The 18,028-nt window shown below is 41.2% G+C and carries 17 protein-coding genes; 5 read left to right on the forward strand and 12 right to left on the reverse strand.

Features of this window, described 5'->3' with window-relative positions:
- Positions 1-76 precede the first annotated feature (76 nt).
- Positions 77-331: an acyl-CoA-binding protein gene (locus LAQ65_RS03870; RefSeq protein WP_224115621.1), complete on the forward strand. Its 255-nt coding sequence runs from the start codon at positions 77-79 to the stop codon at positions 329-331.
- Between the two features lie 18 nt (positions 332-349).
- On the opposite strand, the gene LAQ65_RS03875 is transcribed toward LAQ65_RS03870, so the two are convergent.
- The gene (locus LAQ65_RS03875) at positions 350-1,381 is read right to left on the reverse strand and encodes a hypothetical protein (RefSeq protein ID WP_224115622.1); all 1,032 of its coding nucleotides are present in this window, start codon (positions 1,379-1,381) and stop codon (positions 350-352) included.
- Between LAQ65_RS03875 and LAQ65_RS03880 the strand changes: the two genes are divergently transcribed.
- Entirely contained in the window at positions 1,334-2,539 is a 1,206-nt protein-coding gene (locus LAQ65_RS03880) for a hypothetical protein (RefSeq protein WP_224115623.1), read from the forward strand. The genes LAQ65_RS03875 and LAQ65_RS03880 overlap by 48 nt on opposite strands.
- Here LAQ65_RS03880 and LAQ65_RS03885 read toward each other — a convergent pair.
- From LAQ65_RS03885 to LAQ65_RS03925, 9 genes are all read right to left on the reverse strand, one after another.
- Positions 2,475-3,428 carry a glycosyltransferase family 9 protein gene (locus LAQ65_RS03885; RefSeq protein ID WP_224115624.1) on the reverse strand — a complete coding sequence of 318 codons (954 nt, stop codon included), beginning with the start codon at positions 3,426-3,428 and terminating at the stop codon, positions 2,475-2,477. The two genes, LAQ65_RS03880 and LAQ65_RS03885, sit on opposite strands and share 65 nt — an antisense overlap.
- Before the next feature lie 10 nt (positions 3,429-3,438).
- Positions 3,439-3,906, reverse strand: a complete 468-nt coding sequence (locus LAQ65_RS03890) for a hemerythrin domain-containing protein (RefSeq protein WP_224115625.1) — start codon at positions 3,904-3,906, stop codon at positions 3,439-3,441.
- 6 nt (positions 3,907-3,912) lie between these two features.
- Positions 3,913-4,674 (reverse strand): triose-phosphate isomerase, encoded by a 762-nt coding sequence (gene tpiA / locus LAQ65_RS03895; protein ID WP_224115626.1) that lies wholly within the window; start codon positions 4,672-4,674, stop codon positions 3,913-3,915.
- A gap of 14 nt (positions 4,675-4,688) precedes the next feature.
- Positions 4,689-5,876: a putative sugar nucleotidyl transferase gene (locus LAQ65_RS03900; RefSeq protein WP_224115627.1), complete on the reverse strand. Its 1,188-nt coding sequence runs from the start codon at positions 5,874-5,876 to the stop codon at positions 4,689-4,691.
- Between the two features lie 99 nt (positions 5,877-5,975).
- Positions 5,976-6,224: a type B 50S ribosomal protein L31 gene (locus tag LAQ65_RS03905; protein WP_224115628.1), complete on the reverse strand. Its 249-nt coding sequence runs from the start codon at positions 6,222-6,224 to the stop codon at positions 5,976-5,978.
- A gap of 130 nt (positions 6,225-6,354) precedes the next feature.
- Positions 6,355-6,849, reverse strand: a complete 495-nt coding sequence (locus LAQ65_RS03910) for a YajQ family cyclic di-GMP-binding protein (RefSeq protein ID WP_224115629.1) — start codon at positions 6,847-6,849, stop codon at positions 6,355-6,357.
- A gap of 163 nt (positions 6,850-7,012) precedes the next feature.
- Positions 7,013-9,496: an outer membrane beta-barrel protein gene (locus LAQ65_RS03915; RefSeq protein WP_224115630.1), complete on the reverse strand. Its 2,484-nt coding sequence runs from the start codon at positions 9,494-9,496 to the stop codon at positions 7,013-7,015.
- 251 nt (positions 9,497-9,747) lie between these two features.
- Complete coding sequence (locus tag LAQ65_RS03920) at positions 9,748-10,905, reverse strand: prolipoprotein diacylglyceryl transferase (RefSeq protein ID WP_224115631.1); 1,158 nt, start codon at positions 10,903-10,905, stop codon at positions 9,748-9,750.
- A 140-nt stretch (positions 10,906-11,045) separates the two neighbouring features.
- Positions 11,046-11,459: a BrxA/BrxB family bacilliredoxin gene (locus tag LAQ65_RS03925; RefSeq protein ID WP_224115632.1), complete on the reverse strand. Its 414-nt coding sequence runs from the start codon at positions 11,457-11,459 to the stop codon at positions 11,046-11,048.
- Between the two features lie 215 nt (positions 11,460-11,674).
- Here LAQ65_RS03925 and LAQ65_RS03930 point away from each other — a divergent pair, with 215 nt between their 5' ends.
- Together LAQ65_RS03930 and LAQ65_RS03935 are read left to right on the forward strand one after the other, a co-directional pair.
- A complete protein-coding gene (locus LAQ65_RS03930; protein WP_224115633.1) occupies positions 11,675-12,109 on the forward strand; it encodes an Hsp20/alpha crystallin family protein in 435 nt (144 codons plus the stop codon).
- Between the two features lie 165 nt (positions 12,110-12,274).
- The gene (locus tag LAQ65_RS03935) at positions 12,275-13,555 is read left to right on the forward strand and encodes a hypothetical protein (RefSeq protein ID WP_224115634.1); all 1,281 of its coding nucleotides are present in this window, start codon (positions 12,275-12,277) and stop codon (positions 13,553-13,555) included.
- Here the strand turns inward: LAQ65_RS03935 and LAQ65_RS03940 are convergent, their stop codons facing one another.
- Positions 13,556-14,014, reverse strand: coding sequence for a nuclear transport factor 2 family protein (locus LAQ65_RS03940; protein WP_224115635.1), 459 nt, complete (start codon positions 14,012-14,014; stop codon positions 13,556-13,558).
- 59 nt (positions 14,015-14,073) lie between these two features.
- A complete protein-coding gene (locus LAQ65_RS03945) occupies positions 14,074-15,144 on the reverse strand; it encodes a DUF4407 domain-containing protein (RefSeq protein WP_224115636.1) in 1,071 nt (356 codons plus the stop codon).
- A 186-nt stretch (positions 15,145-15,330) separates the two neighbouring features.
- Between LAQ65_RS03945 and topA the strand changes: the two genes are divergently transcribed.
- Positions 15,331-17,931 carry a type I DNA topoisomerase gene (gene topA / locus LAQ65_RS03950; RefSeq protein WP_224115637.1) on the forward strand — a complete coding sequence of 867 codons (2,601 nt, stop codon included), beginning with the start codon at positions 15,331-15,333 and terminating at the stop codon, positions 17,929-17,931.
- Positions 17,932-18,028: the final 97 nt, after the last annotated feature.

Genomic DNA, 18,028 nt, shown 5'->3' on the forward strand with positions numbered 1-18,028 from the left:
TGCGGTGCAAAAGTAGCAAAAACTAGGCAGGAATTGCGTTAAAATCAATTACTTTCGCGGCAAATTTACACTGGACATGGATCAACAAAGACTATTTGAGCAGGCAGTAGCAGAAAGCAAATCACTTAGTGAGCGTCCCAGCAATGAAACTTTGCTGAACCTATATTCCTTGTACAAACAGGCAACAGAAGGTGATGTAAATGGAGAAGGACCCAGTATGTTTGACTTTGTGGCAAAAGCAAAGTATGAGGCCTGGTCTGCATTGAAGGGCAAATCCAAAGAGGATGCCATGCAGGCTTATATTGACCTGGTGCAGAAACTGAAGAACTAAACACAATGGCTTATTGCCTTATAAAAGTTCTTTGGTGAGCTTATCCAAAGCAGCCTTTAAATGGGCACCTGTACTGATTGCCCTGGCTATAGGTTCCATCCTGGCAACAGTCTCCTTATACTCGGCTGGTGAAATACTTTTAAGCAATTGGGGTATTTCTGCTAATGATTGTACCAGCCAGCCAATCCGGTGCTCTTTAATAAAAGATGCTGACCCTGCAAAACCCGGGGCAATCACCGGCATCCCGGCCAGTATATATAATGATAATTTATGGTGGTTAATAAATTGCATGTAATGCCCCAGGCTTCCTTCCGGACCATCAATTGAATTGCCATCCCAAATTAATCCATAACTGCCTTTAATCAGAGATGGTAATTCATGGGGATCAAAAGCCCCATGCCAGGTAATATTGGGAAGGTTTTTAATGGCTGGGGTAATTCCATTCCCATACAGGTGAAAATGCAATTCAGGTAGCAGGTGCAGGTTTCCCAGAAAAAGGCTTTTAGCTAAATTCCCTGAGAAATTAATGCCTTCATCCTGGCCCCGGTCTGTATAAGCCGGGTTTGTTAAAAAATCAAATGGCCCAAGTTGCGCAATTTTTGCATCTTTTCTGAAAGAACGAACCCAGCCTTCCATATTTTCATTGTGTACAATGAAGAAACTGCAACTGCTTAAGAATTCTTTTTCCTGTTGTAACAACCTGTTGTTGCCATCTTTCAGGCCATCGATATCAGCAAGGAAAACAATTACGGTAACCCCTTTTTTCAGTAATCGCCTGATAAGGTAACGGTACATGCGCGGATAAACCGGGAACTGGCAAACAAGGATAGCATTAGCTGGTGTTTTTTGAGCAATGGAACGTGATACAAGCCACCTTTGCAACGTAAGTAAAGGAGATGAATGCTCTGGCAGCGAAACAGGCCTGTAACCTTCAGCCAACAATATTTTTTCCGCATCAGTATTGCCTACGCCACCATGACGGAATGAAATATCACCGTATGCATGAAGAAAATATTTGTCCGGTTTTATGCCAGCCTTGTTGTTTTCCATATTAATTTGGTAAAAGTAAGTATTGCAATGAATGTAGGAATTCAGGAAACAGATCATTTTGAAGGAGTTTATCCGGTAATCCGTTTGTTTGACAATGGCCATAACCAGTTATTCATTTTTGTGAACCAGCTTACTTACACGAGACTAATTGACCTGCTGGGTCCGGATGCCGGGAAATTTCACTGGATAATACAGGAAGAAAAAGAATCAAGCTTTTCCTTTTGCCTGAAAATCAGGAAGGCAATCATAGAACACCATATCCGACTGCTTTATCTCAATACAGTTTCAAAACATCATTTGTGGTACGCCCTGATTTTACCGTTTGGAAAAACTTCAAGGTCAATTTTAACAGTGCATGACGTGAATTGCCTGTTCAGGGATAAACCCGGATTGTCACCGCGGAAAATGATCAAATACCTTGGCAAAAAATTACTGACTGCCAGGGTGCAATCCTTCAATACTGTTGCTGAAACGGTCAAACCATATTTATTAAAGGTTTCCGGCGGTAGTAAAGAAGTCTTTACCATCCCGGGGGCTGTATATGAAAATCAGCCGGTTGGAATTCCGCCTTATGATCATATTAATATTGCGATACCGGGATCCATCGATAATAAAAGAAGAAATTATCCGGTGGTTTTTGAATTGGCAAACATGCTTAAAGGACTACCGGTAACCATCACCCTGCTTGGTGGTGGTGATAACGAATTTGCACGAAATATCTGGAATCAATGCAGGGATTCCATTTCCGCCAACCTGGTATGGTTCGAGACTAAAATAGTTGACCAGCATATTTTTGATGAAATTTTAGACCTGGCACATTTTATCTGGATACCTTCTGTTATACACACCACTATTTGTGGGAAAATTCCAGAGACATACGGCATTACCAAATCGTCCGGGAATATTTTTGACATTGTAAAACATGCAAAGCCTTTTATTTACCCGGCTTCCCTGCAGGTTCCCGGAATCCTGAAAAAAGCCGGTTACTCTTATGGTTCGGTTGAAGATATTCGTAAACTGATAATACATTCCCTGCAAAATCCGGGTTCTTATGAAGAGCTGGCAACAGCAGCCAGGGAGGCATCCGGTAATTTTACGGTTGAAAACCTGAGAAAGCAGTTTGCGCCTTTGTTTGACCAGGTTCCGGGTAATGTATGAACCAATTATTGAGGATTGCCTTTAAAACTGTGGACAATTCAATTGCTTTTATTGCTTCAGCCTGGTAGTGGGTGGAATAAAAAAATTCGTTAAGTTCCGGACTGACTATTTTTTCGAGGAGTTGATAATCATAAATTTCAGCTGGGCTGGTACAGTTAAATAATGCTACGCAAGGGATCCTGTAAGCAAGTGCGAGATGCATAGCCAGGGTATCACCCGACACAATCAGGCTGCACCGGTTAATTTCGGCCATATAATCCCGTAATGAATTTTTCCTTTCAAAAAAAACAGTTTCATATCCCATGCTGCGAAGGATATCATTTAGTTTATCATAGCCTGCCCAATTTTTATTGGGCCATCTTCGTCCGGCAGTTTTTTCAATTCCTATTAAGTTCCTGTTTTTTTCTGCTGCAGGCTGGTATATTTGATATGGCTCGCCATTAAAGGGCAGTCCGACCATTGCATATAACAATTCGGGATAGCTGAACAGATTCGCTTTCTTCTTTTCATTGGCAATATCTTTCCCAAAAACTGATACCAGGCTCATATCAAACCAGCCGGAAGAATCTTTTGTATATGATATGCCATCAGACCAAAAAATGCCCGTCAACTTTTGTGTATCTGCACTGCTGGCAAGTTTTGCACAAAATTCATCTTCTTCCAATGAAAGTACCAGGTGGAATTTTTCAGACAACAGGCTTTCGGGGATATCCTGTATTGCATAAATCTTTAGATGCGGATATCCTTCAGCCGGAAATAAAGGAACACAGGAAGAATCAGTAATCCATGTAACAAAGTCATCTTTTAATACAGGCAACAAACAGCTTGTACGGACAACATCACCTGCGGCGCCGGTTTTAATTATAAGGATTCTTTTCGGGTTGGACATTTTTTGGTTTTCATTCCCAAAAATGGTTCGTGTAACTATTACAAACCGGCTGGCTTTTATCTTCTTTGAATAGGATGTGATTCAATTCTTTTTCAGGAATAAAATCCTGCATTTGCTGGAATACAATTCTTTCTTCGAAACGGATATGCTGTTCCAATTGGTCGGCAAGGCTGCCGATCAGCCGTTCATTAAGGTTTTGCTGCTTCAGGTGTTCAATACCATTGCGTAAAAGTTCATGGTCCCTTAAAATAGTTGCTGCAAAAGTTTTGCCTTCGGGATACCTGTTAAGCAGGGGGACCAATAGTCTTTCTTCTTCCTCGATATGTGGCAACAGGTCTTTTTCCCAGCTCTTCAGGAAAAAATCTGCCATAACTGCAACGGATGCCTGCTTGCTGATTCCCTTTCGAATCAGCAGGCAGGTCATCAATGCGGCTTTATGTTGCCTTGACAAAGGTTGTAACGTTTCCGCCCGTTGCATAAATCTCTATTTTAATGCTTTGATAATTGCAATAAACTCTTCAGCTACAAGTGAGGCACCGCCCACAAGTCCACCATCCACATCAGGTCCGGCAAAAATTTCGCCGGCATTAGCGCCTTTTACGCTGCCGCCATATAAAATGGATAAATTATCTGCAATGGCAGTGCCATATTTCTGCTGTATAATGCTTCTTATAAATTCATGCATTTCCTGTGCCTGGGCGGCTGAAGCAGTTTTTCCCGTTCCGATTGCCCAGATTGGTTCATAGGCGATAATAACTTTTTCCATATCGCCAGGTTGCAAATGAAAAAGTGATTCTTTCAATTGTGTTTCCACCCAATTGTTTTGGGTGCCTGCTTCCCTGATGGAAAGTGCTTCACCACAACAAAAGATAGGCTGGATGCTTTTTTCCAGAAGAAGGTCAATTTTTTCTGCCAGCTGCTGGTTTGATTCAGCAAAATATTCACGCCGCTCACTGTGGCCGATTACACAATATTTAATCCCGATAGACTGTAGCATTTCAGTAGATACTTCACCGGTAAAAGCACCCGATTTTTTATGGTAGCAATTCTGGGCAGCCACAGCATAATTGTTCTCGTTGGCTACCGCACTGTTCGCCATAATCAGGTAAGGGTAGGGTACTGTAAAAATTACCTGCTGATGAGGAGCCAAAGGAATTTTTGCCGTCAGGATATCATCTAATAATTTTTCTCCCTGCTGGTACGTCAGGTTCATTTTCCAGTTAGCCGCTGCGATTTGCTTTCTCATTAATTGCTATTGGTTTAATAATTATCGTAAATGTATTTCAAGATATGTTCTTCTCTCCTGCTAATTTCTGCATCTTTTAGTCCTTTCCAATTCCTGATATCCCTCAACGCCAGGTCAAAATCATATTTCCTGATACCATCTGCACCCCATGAAAAGTTGGGTATATATTTGGGTAATAGCCCCGAACCAAATACACTACTCGAAACGCCAATAACTGTTCCGGTATTAAACGAAGTATTGATTGCAGAGCGGCTGTAATCTCCCATCATCAAACCGCATTTGATACCAGCTTTACCACGCCCCCCATCACTGGTTGGATGGTAAACATAAACCTCCCCTGCATTATTCTTAACATTAGAAGCGGTTGTACCGGCTCCAAGGTTACACCATTCACCAATTACGGCATCACCAAGATATCCATCGTGCGCTTTATTGGAATATCCCATCATAACGCTATTCTTTATTTCACCACCGGCGATACAACCCGGACCAATAGTTGTTGCACCATAAACCTTACTACCCATCTTCAATACTGCATTTGGAAGCAAAGCTAAGGAGCCCCTTATCATGCAGCCTTCCATAACAAGGGCATTGGCGCCAAAATAAACAGGACCACTGGATGCATTTATAATGCTATTCTCAACCACAGCCCCGGCTTCTATAAAAATATTTTCTTTGCCAATTACCTGGTTGGATGCGCTAACAGGCACAGATTTCCTGCCTTTTGTCAACAGCTCAAAATCGAGCCTCAGTGCAATATCATTTTTCATGAAAATCTCCCAGGGTGCCTTGAGGCAATGCACTTCCTTATCATAATTAGTAGTCTGCCTTACTTTAATACGATGCAGTGAACTGACATCACCTGAGCTAAAATGAAAAGCTATTGCTCCTGACTCAGGATGCATCAGCAATTCCCCAGGCGACAAGGCCATAATAGCTTTTGCAAGAGTTTCGGTGGGGAGAATATTAGCATGTACCAATAGGTAATTTCCTTCTTCCAGTCCGCCATCGATGCGGATAGACCGGGTCCCTTCTTTATAATCACCTTCCCATTTATCAAAGGAAGGCAGACCAAGGATTTTTTCCCATTTTTCACGAATGGTCAGAATGCCGATCCTGATATCCTGAATGCGCCTGGTAAGGGTAAAAGGGAAAAGGTTTTCCGGTTGGCAATATTCTTCAGAAAAGATGATGCATTGCATAGGTATAAAGATAGTGAATCGTATATCGTGAATTGTTAACCGAGAGTTAGGATTTATAATATACTAAACACAAAAAAACCGGCCTGAGCCGGTTTTTCACTATTTCTTCGCGTATTTCTTTTTGAATTTGTCGATACGTCCTGCGGTATCCATCAATACATTCTTACCAGTGAAGAACGGATGTGAAGTATTGGAAATCTCCAATTTAACTAAAGGATATTCTTTACCATCTTCCCATTGAATGGTTTCTTTGGTATTGGCGGTTGATTTGCTTAGGAAAGCAAATCCATTACTCATGTCTTTAAAAACTACAAAGCGATAATTCGCTGGATGGATACCTTGTTTCATAACTGCTATTTTAAGGTCGTACGGATTTTGCCGTACTGTTTTAAATTATTAAGAAATGCAAAATTAGGGCTTTCCAACGGTTCCCCCAAAGACTTGCCAGAAAAAAATAGGCCTCCCAACCTATTGATTATCAGCTCTTCATATTGATATATTGTAAAGGGATGCCTAATCCCCAGGTTTTACTGGCCTGGATAACGGTCTGCAGGTCATCTATTTTCTTACCTGTAACCCTAATGATATCATCCATTATAGCAACCTGTACTTTCAAACCCGCATCCTTAATCAGCTTTACTATTTTCTTGGCATCTTCCTGTTTAAGGCCATTCCTGACGGGAATATCCTTTTTCCATACTTTACCACTCTGGTAACCGGCTTTGGATTCAAAATCATAAATCTGCGCTTCCAGGCCTTGTTTTATAGTTCTGCTAATCAGGACATCAATAACCTGTTGCAGTTTCATATCACTCTCCACTTCGACATTTACCACCAGGTCTTTCTTGTTCAATTCAATCTGAACATGGGAATCTTTAAAGTCAAATCGGTTGGTGATTTCCTTTTTTACTGTATTGATGGCATTGTCTAAGGTTTGCAGGTCAACTTTACTAACCAGGTCAAATGATGGCATATAATTAATTTACTGTACAAAAATAAGGATCGTGTTGTAGAAACAGGACGCTATAAAACTAAACTAACAAATCCGGGATAAATTTTCCGGAATTCCGGAAATAAGAACGGCCTGTTCAATAGAACAGGCCGTTCCGGATAAGGTAACCGGTTAATGGATGTACTTAATTATTGCCCCCTTTTTTAACCCTGTTTTCTTCTTCATTTGCCCCACCGGTGCTTTTCCTGGGTTGCACGCCTTTTATAGGATTACCAAAACGGTACACGAAAGAAATATTAACCACTCTTGAATCACGACTATTATGGAACCAGGCTTCAGTTGTCTGGAAGTTAATATTGCCTTTGACTTTTTCGGTATAGAATAAATCGCGCATATTCATTTTAATAGTTCCTTTTCCTTTCAGTACCTGCTTAGAAACACCTGCAGAGGCTGAGCCCATTGGATTGATCACAATTTGTCCTTCAACTCCTTTTGTCCGGTACCAGCCGCTCAATTCTGCACTCCACCCTTTACCGAAATTGAATTGGTTATTTACATTCATGGTAAGGTTCCCGCCTGCCACATCTATTTTTTCGCCGTTAAGATCTCCGCTGAATGCACTGTAACTATAGTTAGCATATAAGGTGGCCATCCAGCCTTTTACAACCGGCACTTGTGCGCTTACTGCAATTCCTCCATTCTGGCGGACACCAATATTACCCTGGCGAACAATTATAGCATACTCTTCTTCGCCATTTTCTTTTTTACCCTGTGAAAATGTTTCACTTATATAGTCTTTTGTATAACTATAGTTCAGGGTAGTGGTCAGAATTCCTTTAAAAGTGTGGCTTAATTCAATATTATTGGTATACTGTGGGCGCAGGTATGGGTTTCCCCGGCCGTATGTGTATTTATCCAGGTAAAAAAGGAATGGGTTCAGGTCCTGGTAGGCAGGGCGGTCAATTCTTTTTCCATAGGACAATCCAAATTCATTGTTTTTATCGGCTGAATATCCAAGGAAAAATGTTGGAAACAGGTTACCATAACTTCTATTAAAAGATGAGTCTGGTTGTGTTGGGTTACCAAACTGGATTCCTTCCATGATCGTATGTTCATAACGCAAACCTGCCTGCACATTGAATTTCTTTATCTTTCGACTATAGTTCAGGTAGCCGGCAACAATATTTTCCTTGTAGTTGAACTGGTTGGTTTTGCTATAATCAATCTGCTCTGACCCGTTAACAACATTATAGTAATTCGCAACATTCTCAGTATTTACATAACTGGCTTTTATACCTGTTTCCAATTTCGCATTTTTCTTTAAGGGTTGTATATAATCAGCCTTTGCAGAATAAATATCAATGTTTACCGGTAAAACACCTTTCAATTGCTCCTGGCCTTTTTCTACCCAATCCGGCGTATAAATTGTGTTCACAAAATTTTGCTTGCTATTTGAACCATAGGTAACATAATCAATATCTGCCGTCAATTCCCTGCCAGTTGAATCATACTGGTGACGTAAATTAAGGTTTACACTATTATTCTTCCATTGATCTTTGTTATAGCTGGTTGAATAAATAATAGAATCAATATTGGCCTGGTTGTCTTTTAGGTAACTTGTGTTTTGGCCGGACTGTTGTTCAGGCGATAAATTGCCATTCAATACAAATCCGAGGGTGGTTTTTTTGTTTAAGTAATAATCTGCACCAACCTTCAGCGTATAATTTTTATTCTCATGTTTCATGAAGGAATTCTGCTCAAATATTGCCGTAAGTTCCTTTGAACCGGCGTCAGTATATTGCCTTTTGATGTCCAATTCCTGGAAACCGTTCCAGACACTAAAGCCTCCATTGGCGAATACGTTAAATTTTCCATTCCTGTAATTCAGGTTCAGGCTATTATTGGTTCTCCAGTAAGACCCTTGTCCGTAGTTTGCCGTAGCGCTGCCATTAAAACCCTTTTGTTTGTTCTTTTTGGATTTAATATTAATAATCCCGGAGTTGCCGGCTGCATCATATTTAGCGGAAGGGTTAGTAATAATTTCAATCTGGTCAACTGAGCTGGCCGGCATTGATTTAAGCAGGTTAGCCAGTTGGTCGGGGGTAAGGTATGTAGGCCTGCCATCCATCATCACTGTAACACCCTGTTTACCCTTCAGGCTAATATTACCATCCTTGTCAACTGTTACACCAGGAGATTTCTCCAGAACTTCAAGAACTGTTGCCCCAACATTAGTTACAGCGGCATCAACATTTACGATCATTTTATCCATTTTTTGTTCAATTAAGGGACGGCGGGCTGTAACCGTTACAGCACCCATTTCCTTTGAACTGGTACTCATTTGTATTTCGGGTATCTCCACTTCGGTTTTCTCTCCATCAAGGGAAACAGGGGCTGAATATTCCTTTTGAAAGCCAACAGCCGATGCCATAACCAGGTACTGTCCATTTGAAATTTCATTGAAACGGTAAGCCCCGGATTTATCTGTTGCCAAAATTTTTGCAACGGAAGAGTCTTTAGCGTGAAGGAGGCTGATAGTGATGGCTTCTGCTGGTTTTTTACTGGCATCGGTAACTCTGCCCTGAATTATACCTGATTGGGTTTGAGCATGGCCGACCAGGCAAAACTGGGTTAAAACAAGTGATAGTATAGTTAAGGTTTTTTTCATTTTAGGTTATTTTAATCTGTTGGTACCATTCAAAAACAATTACAAATCAAAATTAAGTACTATGCAATGCAATGTACATGGCTTTGTGTCGAATGGCTTTAAAATCTGATTTTCGGTAAAATTCGTGGTAGCTATGTGACGGTGAAGCAAGCCGCAGGTTACAGAAAAGAGATGCTTTCTGATGGATGGTTGTAAAAACGGAAGAGCGGCCAAATGACTTTTGGCCGCTCTTCTAAATATTTAAATTTAGCCTATCCGACTTTGGAAGCTTCTTTAACGGGAAGTTTACCCACCAAAAACCACAGAACCAGTCCTAAAATGATAAGCGCGCTGGAAATCAATTCTGCCTGTGTGGGATGAAATCCGAAAATACTGTATTTGGTATTAACCCTGATTTTTTCAATCAGGAAACGTTCCATGCCATTTAATACCAGGTAAAATGCAAAAATCCGTCCGGGTATTACAATTTTTTTCCTGAAATACCAGATTACGCCAAAAAGAACAAGGCACATCAGTGTTTCATAAAATGCTGTAGGATAAACCGCAAAAGGGAGTTCACTGCAATAGTTTCCGCTACATCCCGGAATCGGAATGCCGGCATTAATAACATTATGTGGATATGTATATGCCCAGGCCCAGTTTGGTATCCAGGAAAAAGGTTTTACACTATTATTCGCTATGCCCCAATCTCCGTCACCTGACACCTGGCAACCAATCCTTCCGATGGCATAGGAAATCATCAGTGCCGGGGCTGCAGCATCACACAAATGCCGCATAGAAATTCCGTGCCGTTTGCCGTACCAGAGAATCGCAATAGCTGCACAAATTAAACCACCATAAAATGTAAGTCCGCTAAATGATAACAAAGCCCCTATTGGGTCAGCAATGAATTCTGTCCAGTTTTCCAGGTTGTGAAATATTTTTGCACCTCCAAAGCCAAATAAAGCTGCGAAAACGACAATATCCCCCACCCTGTCCTGCGGCCATATCCTGATTTTCCGGTCTTCAGGTTTCGGTAATTTTTCCTTGTTTTTTTCCCACCATTTTAATGCAGCAAAAAACAATCCGGTAAGTATGCCTGCAGCCCAGCTACCCTGGCTGGAAAAAATAAAACTTTGGGGGTCATCCGGACCAATTACAAAAGCGCCAATTATTTTATATCCCAGTAAAAAGCCTAAAATAAAATTGGTCAGTAAATCAAGGAAACTTGCGGGTTTACCAATTGTAATAGTAGTTTCTTCATATTGTAAAAGCCCCTCTTTACTTTTCCGCCTCAATTCATTGCTAAGAATCCAGGCTGCCACCAAAAAAGCTATGGCAACAAAAAAGCCAAAAGAATTAATGAATCTTAATCCAGGCAAATTCAGTCCAAACAGGTCCTTGAAGGCATAATACAGATTGGGGTACATGTATATATATTATTATTAGGCGGTATTATTAAAGGGCAATGATAAGAAATCGGCCAGATATCTATCGTGCAAAAAAGATAACCCCTTCAAATTTGAAGGGGTTACCAAAGAAATTAACGGACCACAAAGATCGGACAATTCTAACAATATTGCTCGAAAGCGGCAATCAGGTTGTGTGCAATCATCTGTGCTGAACGGCCTTCAATCTGGTGCCTTTCAATGAAATGAACCAGTTGGCCATCTTTGAATAACGCAATTGATGGAGATGAAGGTGGATAAGGCAAAAGGTGTTCCCTCAGCTTTTTTACAGCATCCAAATCGAAACCCGCAAAACTTGTGGCTAGGGTATCTGGCTTTTTCTCAGTATTATTTACAGCCATCAATACGCCAGGGCGTGCAGTTCCTGCCGAACATCCGCATACTGAATTGATCACCACCAGGGTCGTACCCTGCTGGCTTAACTGATTTTCTACTGCATCAGATGACAGGAGTTCTACAAACCCTTCTTCGGTTAACTCTTCCTTCATCGGAATAACTATTTCTGCTGGATACATAGTGTATTTATTTTTCCATGCAAAGTTACAGAAAAGGAAGTAGAGAAATAATTAGTTCAAAGTGTCATTATGGCGCGCCTTTGCAGACATGGGTGCCATATTGGCAATAATATTAATGTTGCCAGGTCCTCTATGAGTTAAAATGACAGAAAAAAATGGGTTGGTCCGGGGTTTGACAAATAAAAACAAACAACAAACATTAAAACTTAATAATTATGACATTCGTAAAAGTAAACCAGCCGGCCCGTCAGTTTGGAACTATGCTAGATAACCTGTTCCAGGACATTCCATCCTTTATTGGGCGTGAAGTTTCACAGGCTATTCAGCCTGCCCCGGTAAATATAGCAGAAACAGCGGAAGCCTACCATCTTGAATTAAATGCGCCCGGCCGTAATAAGGAAGACTTTAAGGTTACAGTGGAAAATGGTTTGTTAACTATTTCCTACGAACAGAAGGAGGAAGAAAAAGTATCAGAGATTAAATCTGTAAGAAAGGAATTCAGCCTTCCGTCTTTTAAACGGACTTTTACCGTGGATGAAAAAATTGAAACAAATAACATCCAGGCAAAATATGAAAATGGCCTGCTGAAACTATACCTCCCGAAAAAAGAGGCCGTTAAAGTTCAGCCCCAGGCTATTGCGATTCAATAAATGTTTCTCATAAGCAGTTGGTTTTGGTTATGCCCTGTTGTTTTTACAATGGGGCATTTTCTGGGTGGCTTGTCCATTCATCTATTCTAACAAATTGTTAAACAATCATCTGTAAAAAAAATGCTAATATTGCCCCACTTTTAATAACGAAAATATCAATGAAAAATGGCCGTATTTCGGTTTCGAATGTATTGGTTAGGGTTTTTACTGGTAATTTTTACCGGCTCCTTGTATGCGCAGGTTGATACTTCTAAAATTTTACATGCTACAGATACACTTCCTGTTAAAGCAGACACAGCGCTAAGGATAATTAACCTCAATCCTTATATAACATTACACGTTGATTCATCAATCAACTATGACCTTGATATTAATAAAGATTCTTCCAGGTACTATTGGTTTTTAAGGAATGCCCCGGTTGGCTTACGCATTAATAAAGACAATGGTGTAATTTCTTTTAAGGCAGAGAAATCCTATTTTTTATCGGGCCGGTTAAAATACGACCAGGAATACAAGGTTCAGCTGGGGGTTCAAAACCTGAGCGATCCAAGGGAGAAAGTAGATACATTTTTTACCGTAGTATTTTATAATACTGAGATTGTGCTATCAAAGCTAAAGCCTTCCGTTAGCAGCTTAATTTATATTGATGAAGGCGATACCCTTTCTTTTAAAGTACAATGTGAAAACGGGAGTTTTCCGATAGAAAATATTTCCACCCTGGTAAATGTTCCCCTCAAAAACTATGTTGCCATAAATAAATGCAATGATGAATTCAGTTGGGTCATACCATTTGATTTTGTAAAGGAAACGGATTCCGGTAAAGTCAAGATATTTACAATTAGCTTAATCAGTACAGATAAATTTTTTAACCGCGATACGGCCCTGGTAAAAGTTATCGTTCGTGATGCCTTGAATTTTCCCTTCCGCCTGCAGGAATATAATAAAGTGGTTAAGGATATAGAATTGTATACCACACAGCTCAAGTTTACCTTTAAGGAACTGGATAAAAAGGTCAAAAGCACTAAAACCACGCGATCCACATTTGACCTGGCATCCGGAACAACTGCTATGAGCGGTGCAGTAATGGCTACCAGCACTTCTGAAAGTGCAAAAAATCTTGGTAAAGTTATGCCCAGTGTTGGTGTAGCATTAGTTCCGGTTAAGGAAGCAGTGTCCCCGGTTAAGACCTATGAACAGAATTCTGCATCCCTGGTACGTACCAGTATTAAACGGCTGGATTATACCCTTTCGGATAATGCTTTAAGTGGTGAACGTGATCCCGATATCCTGACCAAAATAACAAAGCTCCGTAATGAGCTGAAACAAATCCAGGTGCAGCTATTGGATATTCCGATGGTCGATACCGGAGAAATGACAAAAGAGCAACTGGATGAGTATTTCAACAATCCTAAAGTAAACAAGAAATACAAACTCTCTAAACACTAATCACTTCATTTCGCAAGGTTCTTTTCTGCGGGTATCGATAATGTATTGAAGTTTCCATTCATTATTGATTTTCACCAGCTGGAAAGAATTAACGCCGCAGTGGCTAAATGTTTTGCCCAGGTAAAATTTGTAGGGGGTCCATACTGAAGCCAGGTTGGCCTCGATTAAAATGTTGCCGTATTGAATCTGTTCATCATAAATTTCTTTATGCGGCTTTCCTATTGAACTAATAAATTCATCCACCTGTTCCGTTCTAACCTCAACTGAACCATCTTTTTTCTGCACGATTGTTTGTAAAACCGCAGTTGGAGAGAAGGTCCCTGCGACCATAATGGTATCACCACTACGCATACCCGTAAAAAACCGGTCAATTGTCGTTCTAATTGCTTTTTCTTCCGCAGGTTGGGATTTGGCTGATAATGTAACGCTGGTCAAAAGAAACATAAATAATAATCGCATTGCTGATTTTTTACCTGGTATAAAAGTCAAATATATTACCAACAGCAATACCACAACTCCTATACAGCAGATAAATTCCCTGTTCTTGCGGATTCCTGTTCACTTACCAGGGCCCTTTCAATGGCAGTCATGGGTACAAGCTCCTGCTTTGCCAGGGCAATATCGTAGGGGCCTACGGGTAATAAGAGTTTAGCCAGTACTGGTGCAATTTCAAGCAAAATGATCAGCAGGCTGATCAGCAGATTGGCGGTATATACACTTTCCTCCTCCCCGGATAAATCATGGAGGGCCTTGTTCCGTTCAAGGAAACCGATATTATTAATTGCTGCAGCGGCAAATACCGCCTTCTCCTTTTGCAGGTTCACCAGGGCTTCTGTAAGAAATTTATTCTTTACCAGTAATCCTGAATCAATTTGCCTGAATTCCTGGGCAAAATGACCAGCAGTTTGCTGGTAGGCCCCCTGTTTAAGGATAGTGATAGATTCAACTCCCCTTTTGCCAGACCCCCCGGTTCCATCCGCTTCCTGCACATAAGACATTTGAAGTTTTAACAAAGTATCTTCCATTGCTTTTCGCCGGGACAGCAACTGGTCCCGTTCAGCAAGGACTGGACCAGTAATTGCCTGTTGAATAGCATCCTGTTGAAGATTATAGTTTTTAATCTTGTTGGAAATGTTTGCCGTTACTTTCAGGTTGATTTCTTTTTCAAATAATTTCAGTTCAAGCGGCCGTGCAATGGTAATCCCGATCATTATGGCTAATAGAATCCTGGGAATGGCAACCCGCCACTGGTGGCTGGATGAAATGCCATATTTTCTGATTGTGGCTACCATAAACCGGTCAAAATTGAAAATGATCAATCCCCACAACAGGGCAAATCCCATAGCCCAACCTACAGTACCAAATATAGTATAGAAAGCGTAGCCCGAAGAAAGTGCTGCAAGTGCAAAAGTGGCCAGCAAAACTCCCCCCAACGTATTATATTTTGGGTGTTCGGTGGGGAACTCTTCAAGTGTTGGCGCATGTGCAGCGGCGCACCACCATAAAAAAGACCCGGTTTTGTTCCCATTCCCTGTAAATGCATCATAGCCGGCAATAGAATTGCCCTGGCCCTGGTTTGAATTAGGCATACAAATCAATTAATAAGTAGATGATGTTGAGTTGGTAGAAGTGGGAACAATGCAAAGAACGGAGATTTGCCGGTAATATTTCTTAAAGGATTGGTAATGCTGTTCCAAGGGCTTAATTGGTATTTTCATCCTTATACACTAAACTTGCACGGAGCAGAAGCATTTTTTTAATTGATTTAGAATCACATGGCTAAGAATTTATTGATCGTGGAGTCCCCGGCAAAGGCAAAAACCATTGAAAAGATCCTGGGAAAGGATTTTGAAGTGAGGAGTTGCTATGGACATATCCGTGACCTTGAAAAAGACGAAATGGGTATTGATATTAAGAACCAGTACAAGCCAAGGTATATAGTACCCGACGACAAGGAAAAGGTGGTTCGTGAATTGAAGCAATTAGCCCATAAAAGTGAAGAAGTTTGGCTGGCAACGGATGAGGACCGTGAAGGGGAAGCCATCAGCTGGCATCTTTGCGAAGTACTCGGATTAGATCCTGCAACGACTAAAAGGATTGTATTCCATGAAATTACAAAGCCTGCCATACAGAAAGCCGTTCAACATCCCCGGACTGTTAATATGAACCTCGTTAATGCGCAACAGGCCCGCCGGGTACTTGATCGCATTGTCGGTTTTGAACTGAGCCCGGTACTCTGGCGTAAAATGAGTATGGGAAGTTCCCTTAGTGCAGGCAGGGTTCAAAGCGTAGCTGTTCGGCTGATTGCGGAAAGGGAAAGGGAAATTAATGCGCACAAACAGGTTAGTCACTTCAAAGTGGAAGCCTTGTTCTCCGCAAAAGATAATAATGACAAACAGGTTACTTTCAAGGCAGAAGGACAGCGGTACAATGACCAGGAAGGTGCTGAGAAATTCCTGAGTTCCTGCATTGGCGCAGGTTACAGTGTGGCAGATATCCAGGTTAAACCCGGAAAGAAATCACCGGCTGCTCCTTTTACCACTTCCACCCTACAGCAGGAAGCCAGCAGGAAACTTGGCTATTCGGTTAGCAAAACCATGCTACTTGCACAAAAGCTTTATGAAAGCGGAAAGATCACTTACATGCGAACCGACAGTGTTAGCCTGAGTGAGACTGCAATAGATGCTATTAAGGCACAGGTTAGCACCCAATTCGGGAACAGGTATTTCCAGGCCAGGAAGTATAAAAACAAGAATGAGTCTGCCCAGGAAGCCCACGAAGCAATCCGGCCCACTTATATGGATACGCTTTTTGTAGAAGATCCCGATACACGAAGGTTGTATGAACTAATATGGAAGCGTACCATGGCTTCCCAAATGGCCGATGCTGAATTAGAAAAAACCATTGCTAAAATAAAAATATCCACAAACCAGGAAGAACTGTCTGCCAGCGGTGAAGTACTGAAATTCGACGGATTTCTTAAAGTATACATGGAAGACCGTGACGAAGAAGATATTTCTGAAGAAGATGGTACAGAAAGTATGCTTCCTCCCCTTAAGGTTAAACAGGAATTACCCCTTAAGGAATTAAAAGCTACTGAGCGGTTTAACCGTCCGGCTCCCCGTTATACGGAGGCATCATTGGTGAAAAAACTGGAGGAACTTGGTATCGGCAGGCCTTCTACGTATGCCCCTACCATTACTACGATCCTTAAACGTGGGTATGTTGAAAAGCGTGATAAAGATGGTGTGATCCGGCAATTCCGCATACTCAAACTTGTGGGGAATACTGTTACAAAACTTACAGACCAGGAAACAACCGGCACTGAAAAATCAAAATTGTTCCCGACTGATCTCGGGCTGGTGGTTACCGATTTCCTGAATCAGTACTTTAATGATGTAATGGACTATGGTTTTACCGCAAAAATTGAAGGTGAATTTGATGATGTTGCCACTGGTAAAATGCAGTGGCATAAAATGATTGATGCTTTTTACAATCCATTTAAAAAAGATGTCGATAAAACCATTGAAACGGCTGAACGGATAAGAGGTGAAAGGGAATTGGGTATCGACGCTATAACCGGGAAAAAGGTAGTTGCCCGTATGGGACGCTACGGACCAATGGTACAGATCGGCGATGTAAATGATGAGGAAAAACCACGTTTTGCCAAATTAAAATCCGGCCAGAGTATCGAAACCATATCGTATGATGAGGCGATGGAATTGTTTAAGCTGCCATTAACTATTGGTGAATATGAAGGTCTTGAGGTTGTTATAAATGTGGGCCGTTTTGGTCCATATGTAAAATGGGGGGAAGAATTTATATCCATTCCGAAAGGTGAAGATCCTATGACAGTAGACATGGATCGTGCAATTGCCATCATCAATTCGAAAAAACAGGCAGATGCGCCTATCGCTACCTATCAGGGCGGGCCTGTAACGAAGGGCAAAGGCAGGTTTGGACCCTTCATCAAATGGAACGATTTGTTCATAAACATTCCTAAAGCCTATAATTTTGATCACCTTACCCAGAAGGATTGTGATGAGTTGATTGCTAAAAAGCTGGAAAAGGAAGCCAATCGCTTTATCCGCCAATGGCCGGAAGAAAAGATTGCCCTGGAAAATGGAAGATGGGGGCCATTTATCCGTTTTGGGAAGAAAATGCTTAAACTAGGCCGGAAGCCTGATGGAGGAAAATACGCAGAAGCTGACCTGGCAGATATTTCATTAGATGAAGTAAAAAAAATGATCCTTACTGAAATACCAGGCGCTTTTGATAAAAAAGGTAAAGCGGGGACTACTAAAAAAACTTCCGCAGTAAAGAAATCGCCTGTTAAAAAAGCAGCAACAAAAAAACCGGCAGCCAAAAAAAAATAGGGATTACCGCCTTATTCACGTCTGTGGATAATTAACAAGCATTAATCTTAGCAGGGCAACCGAAATTTATTTGCAGATCCATAACAATAAATGGCTG

The sequence above is a fragment of the Flavihumibacter profundi genome, assembly GCF_020076305.1.
Classification (GTDB): domain Bacteria; phylum Bacteroidota; class Bacteroidia; order Chitinophagales; family Chitinophagaceae; genus Flavihumibacter; species Flavihumibacter profundi.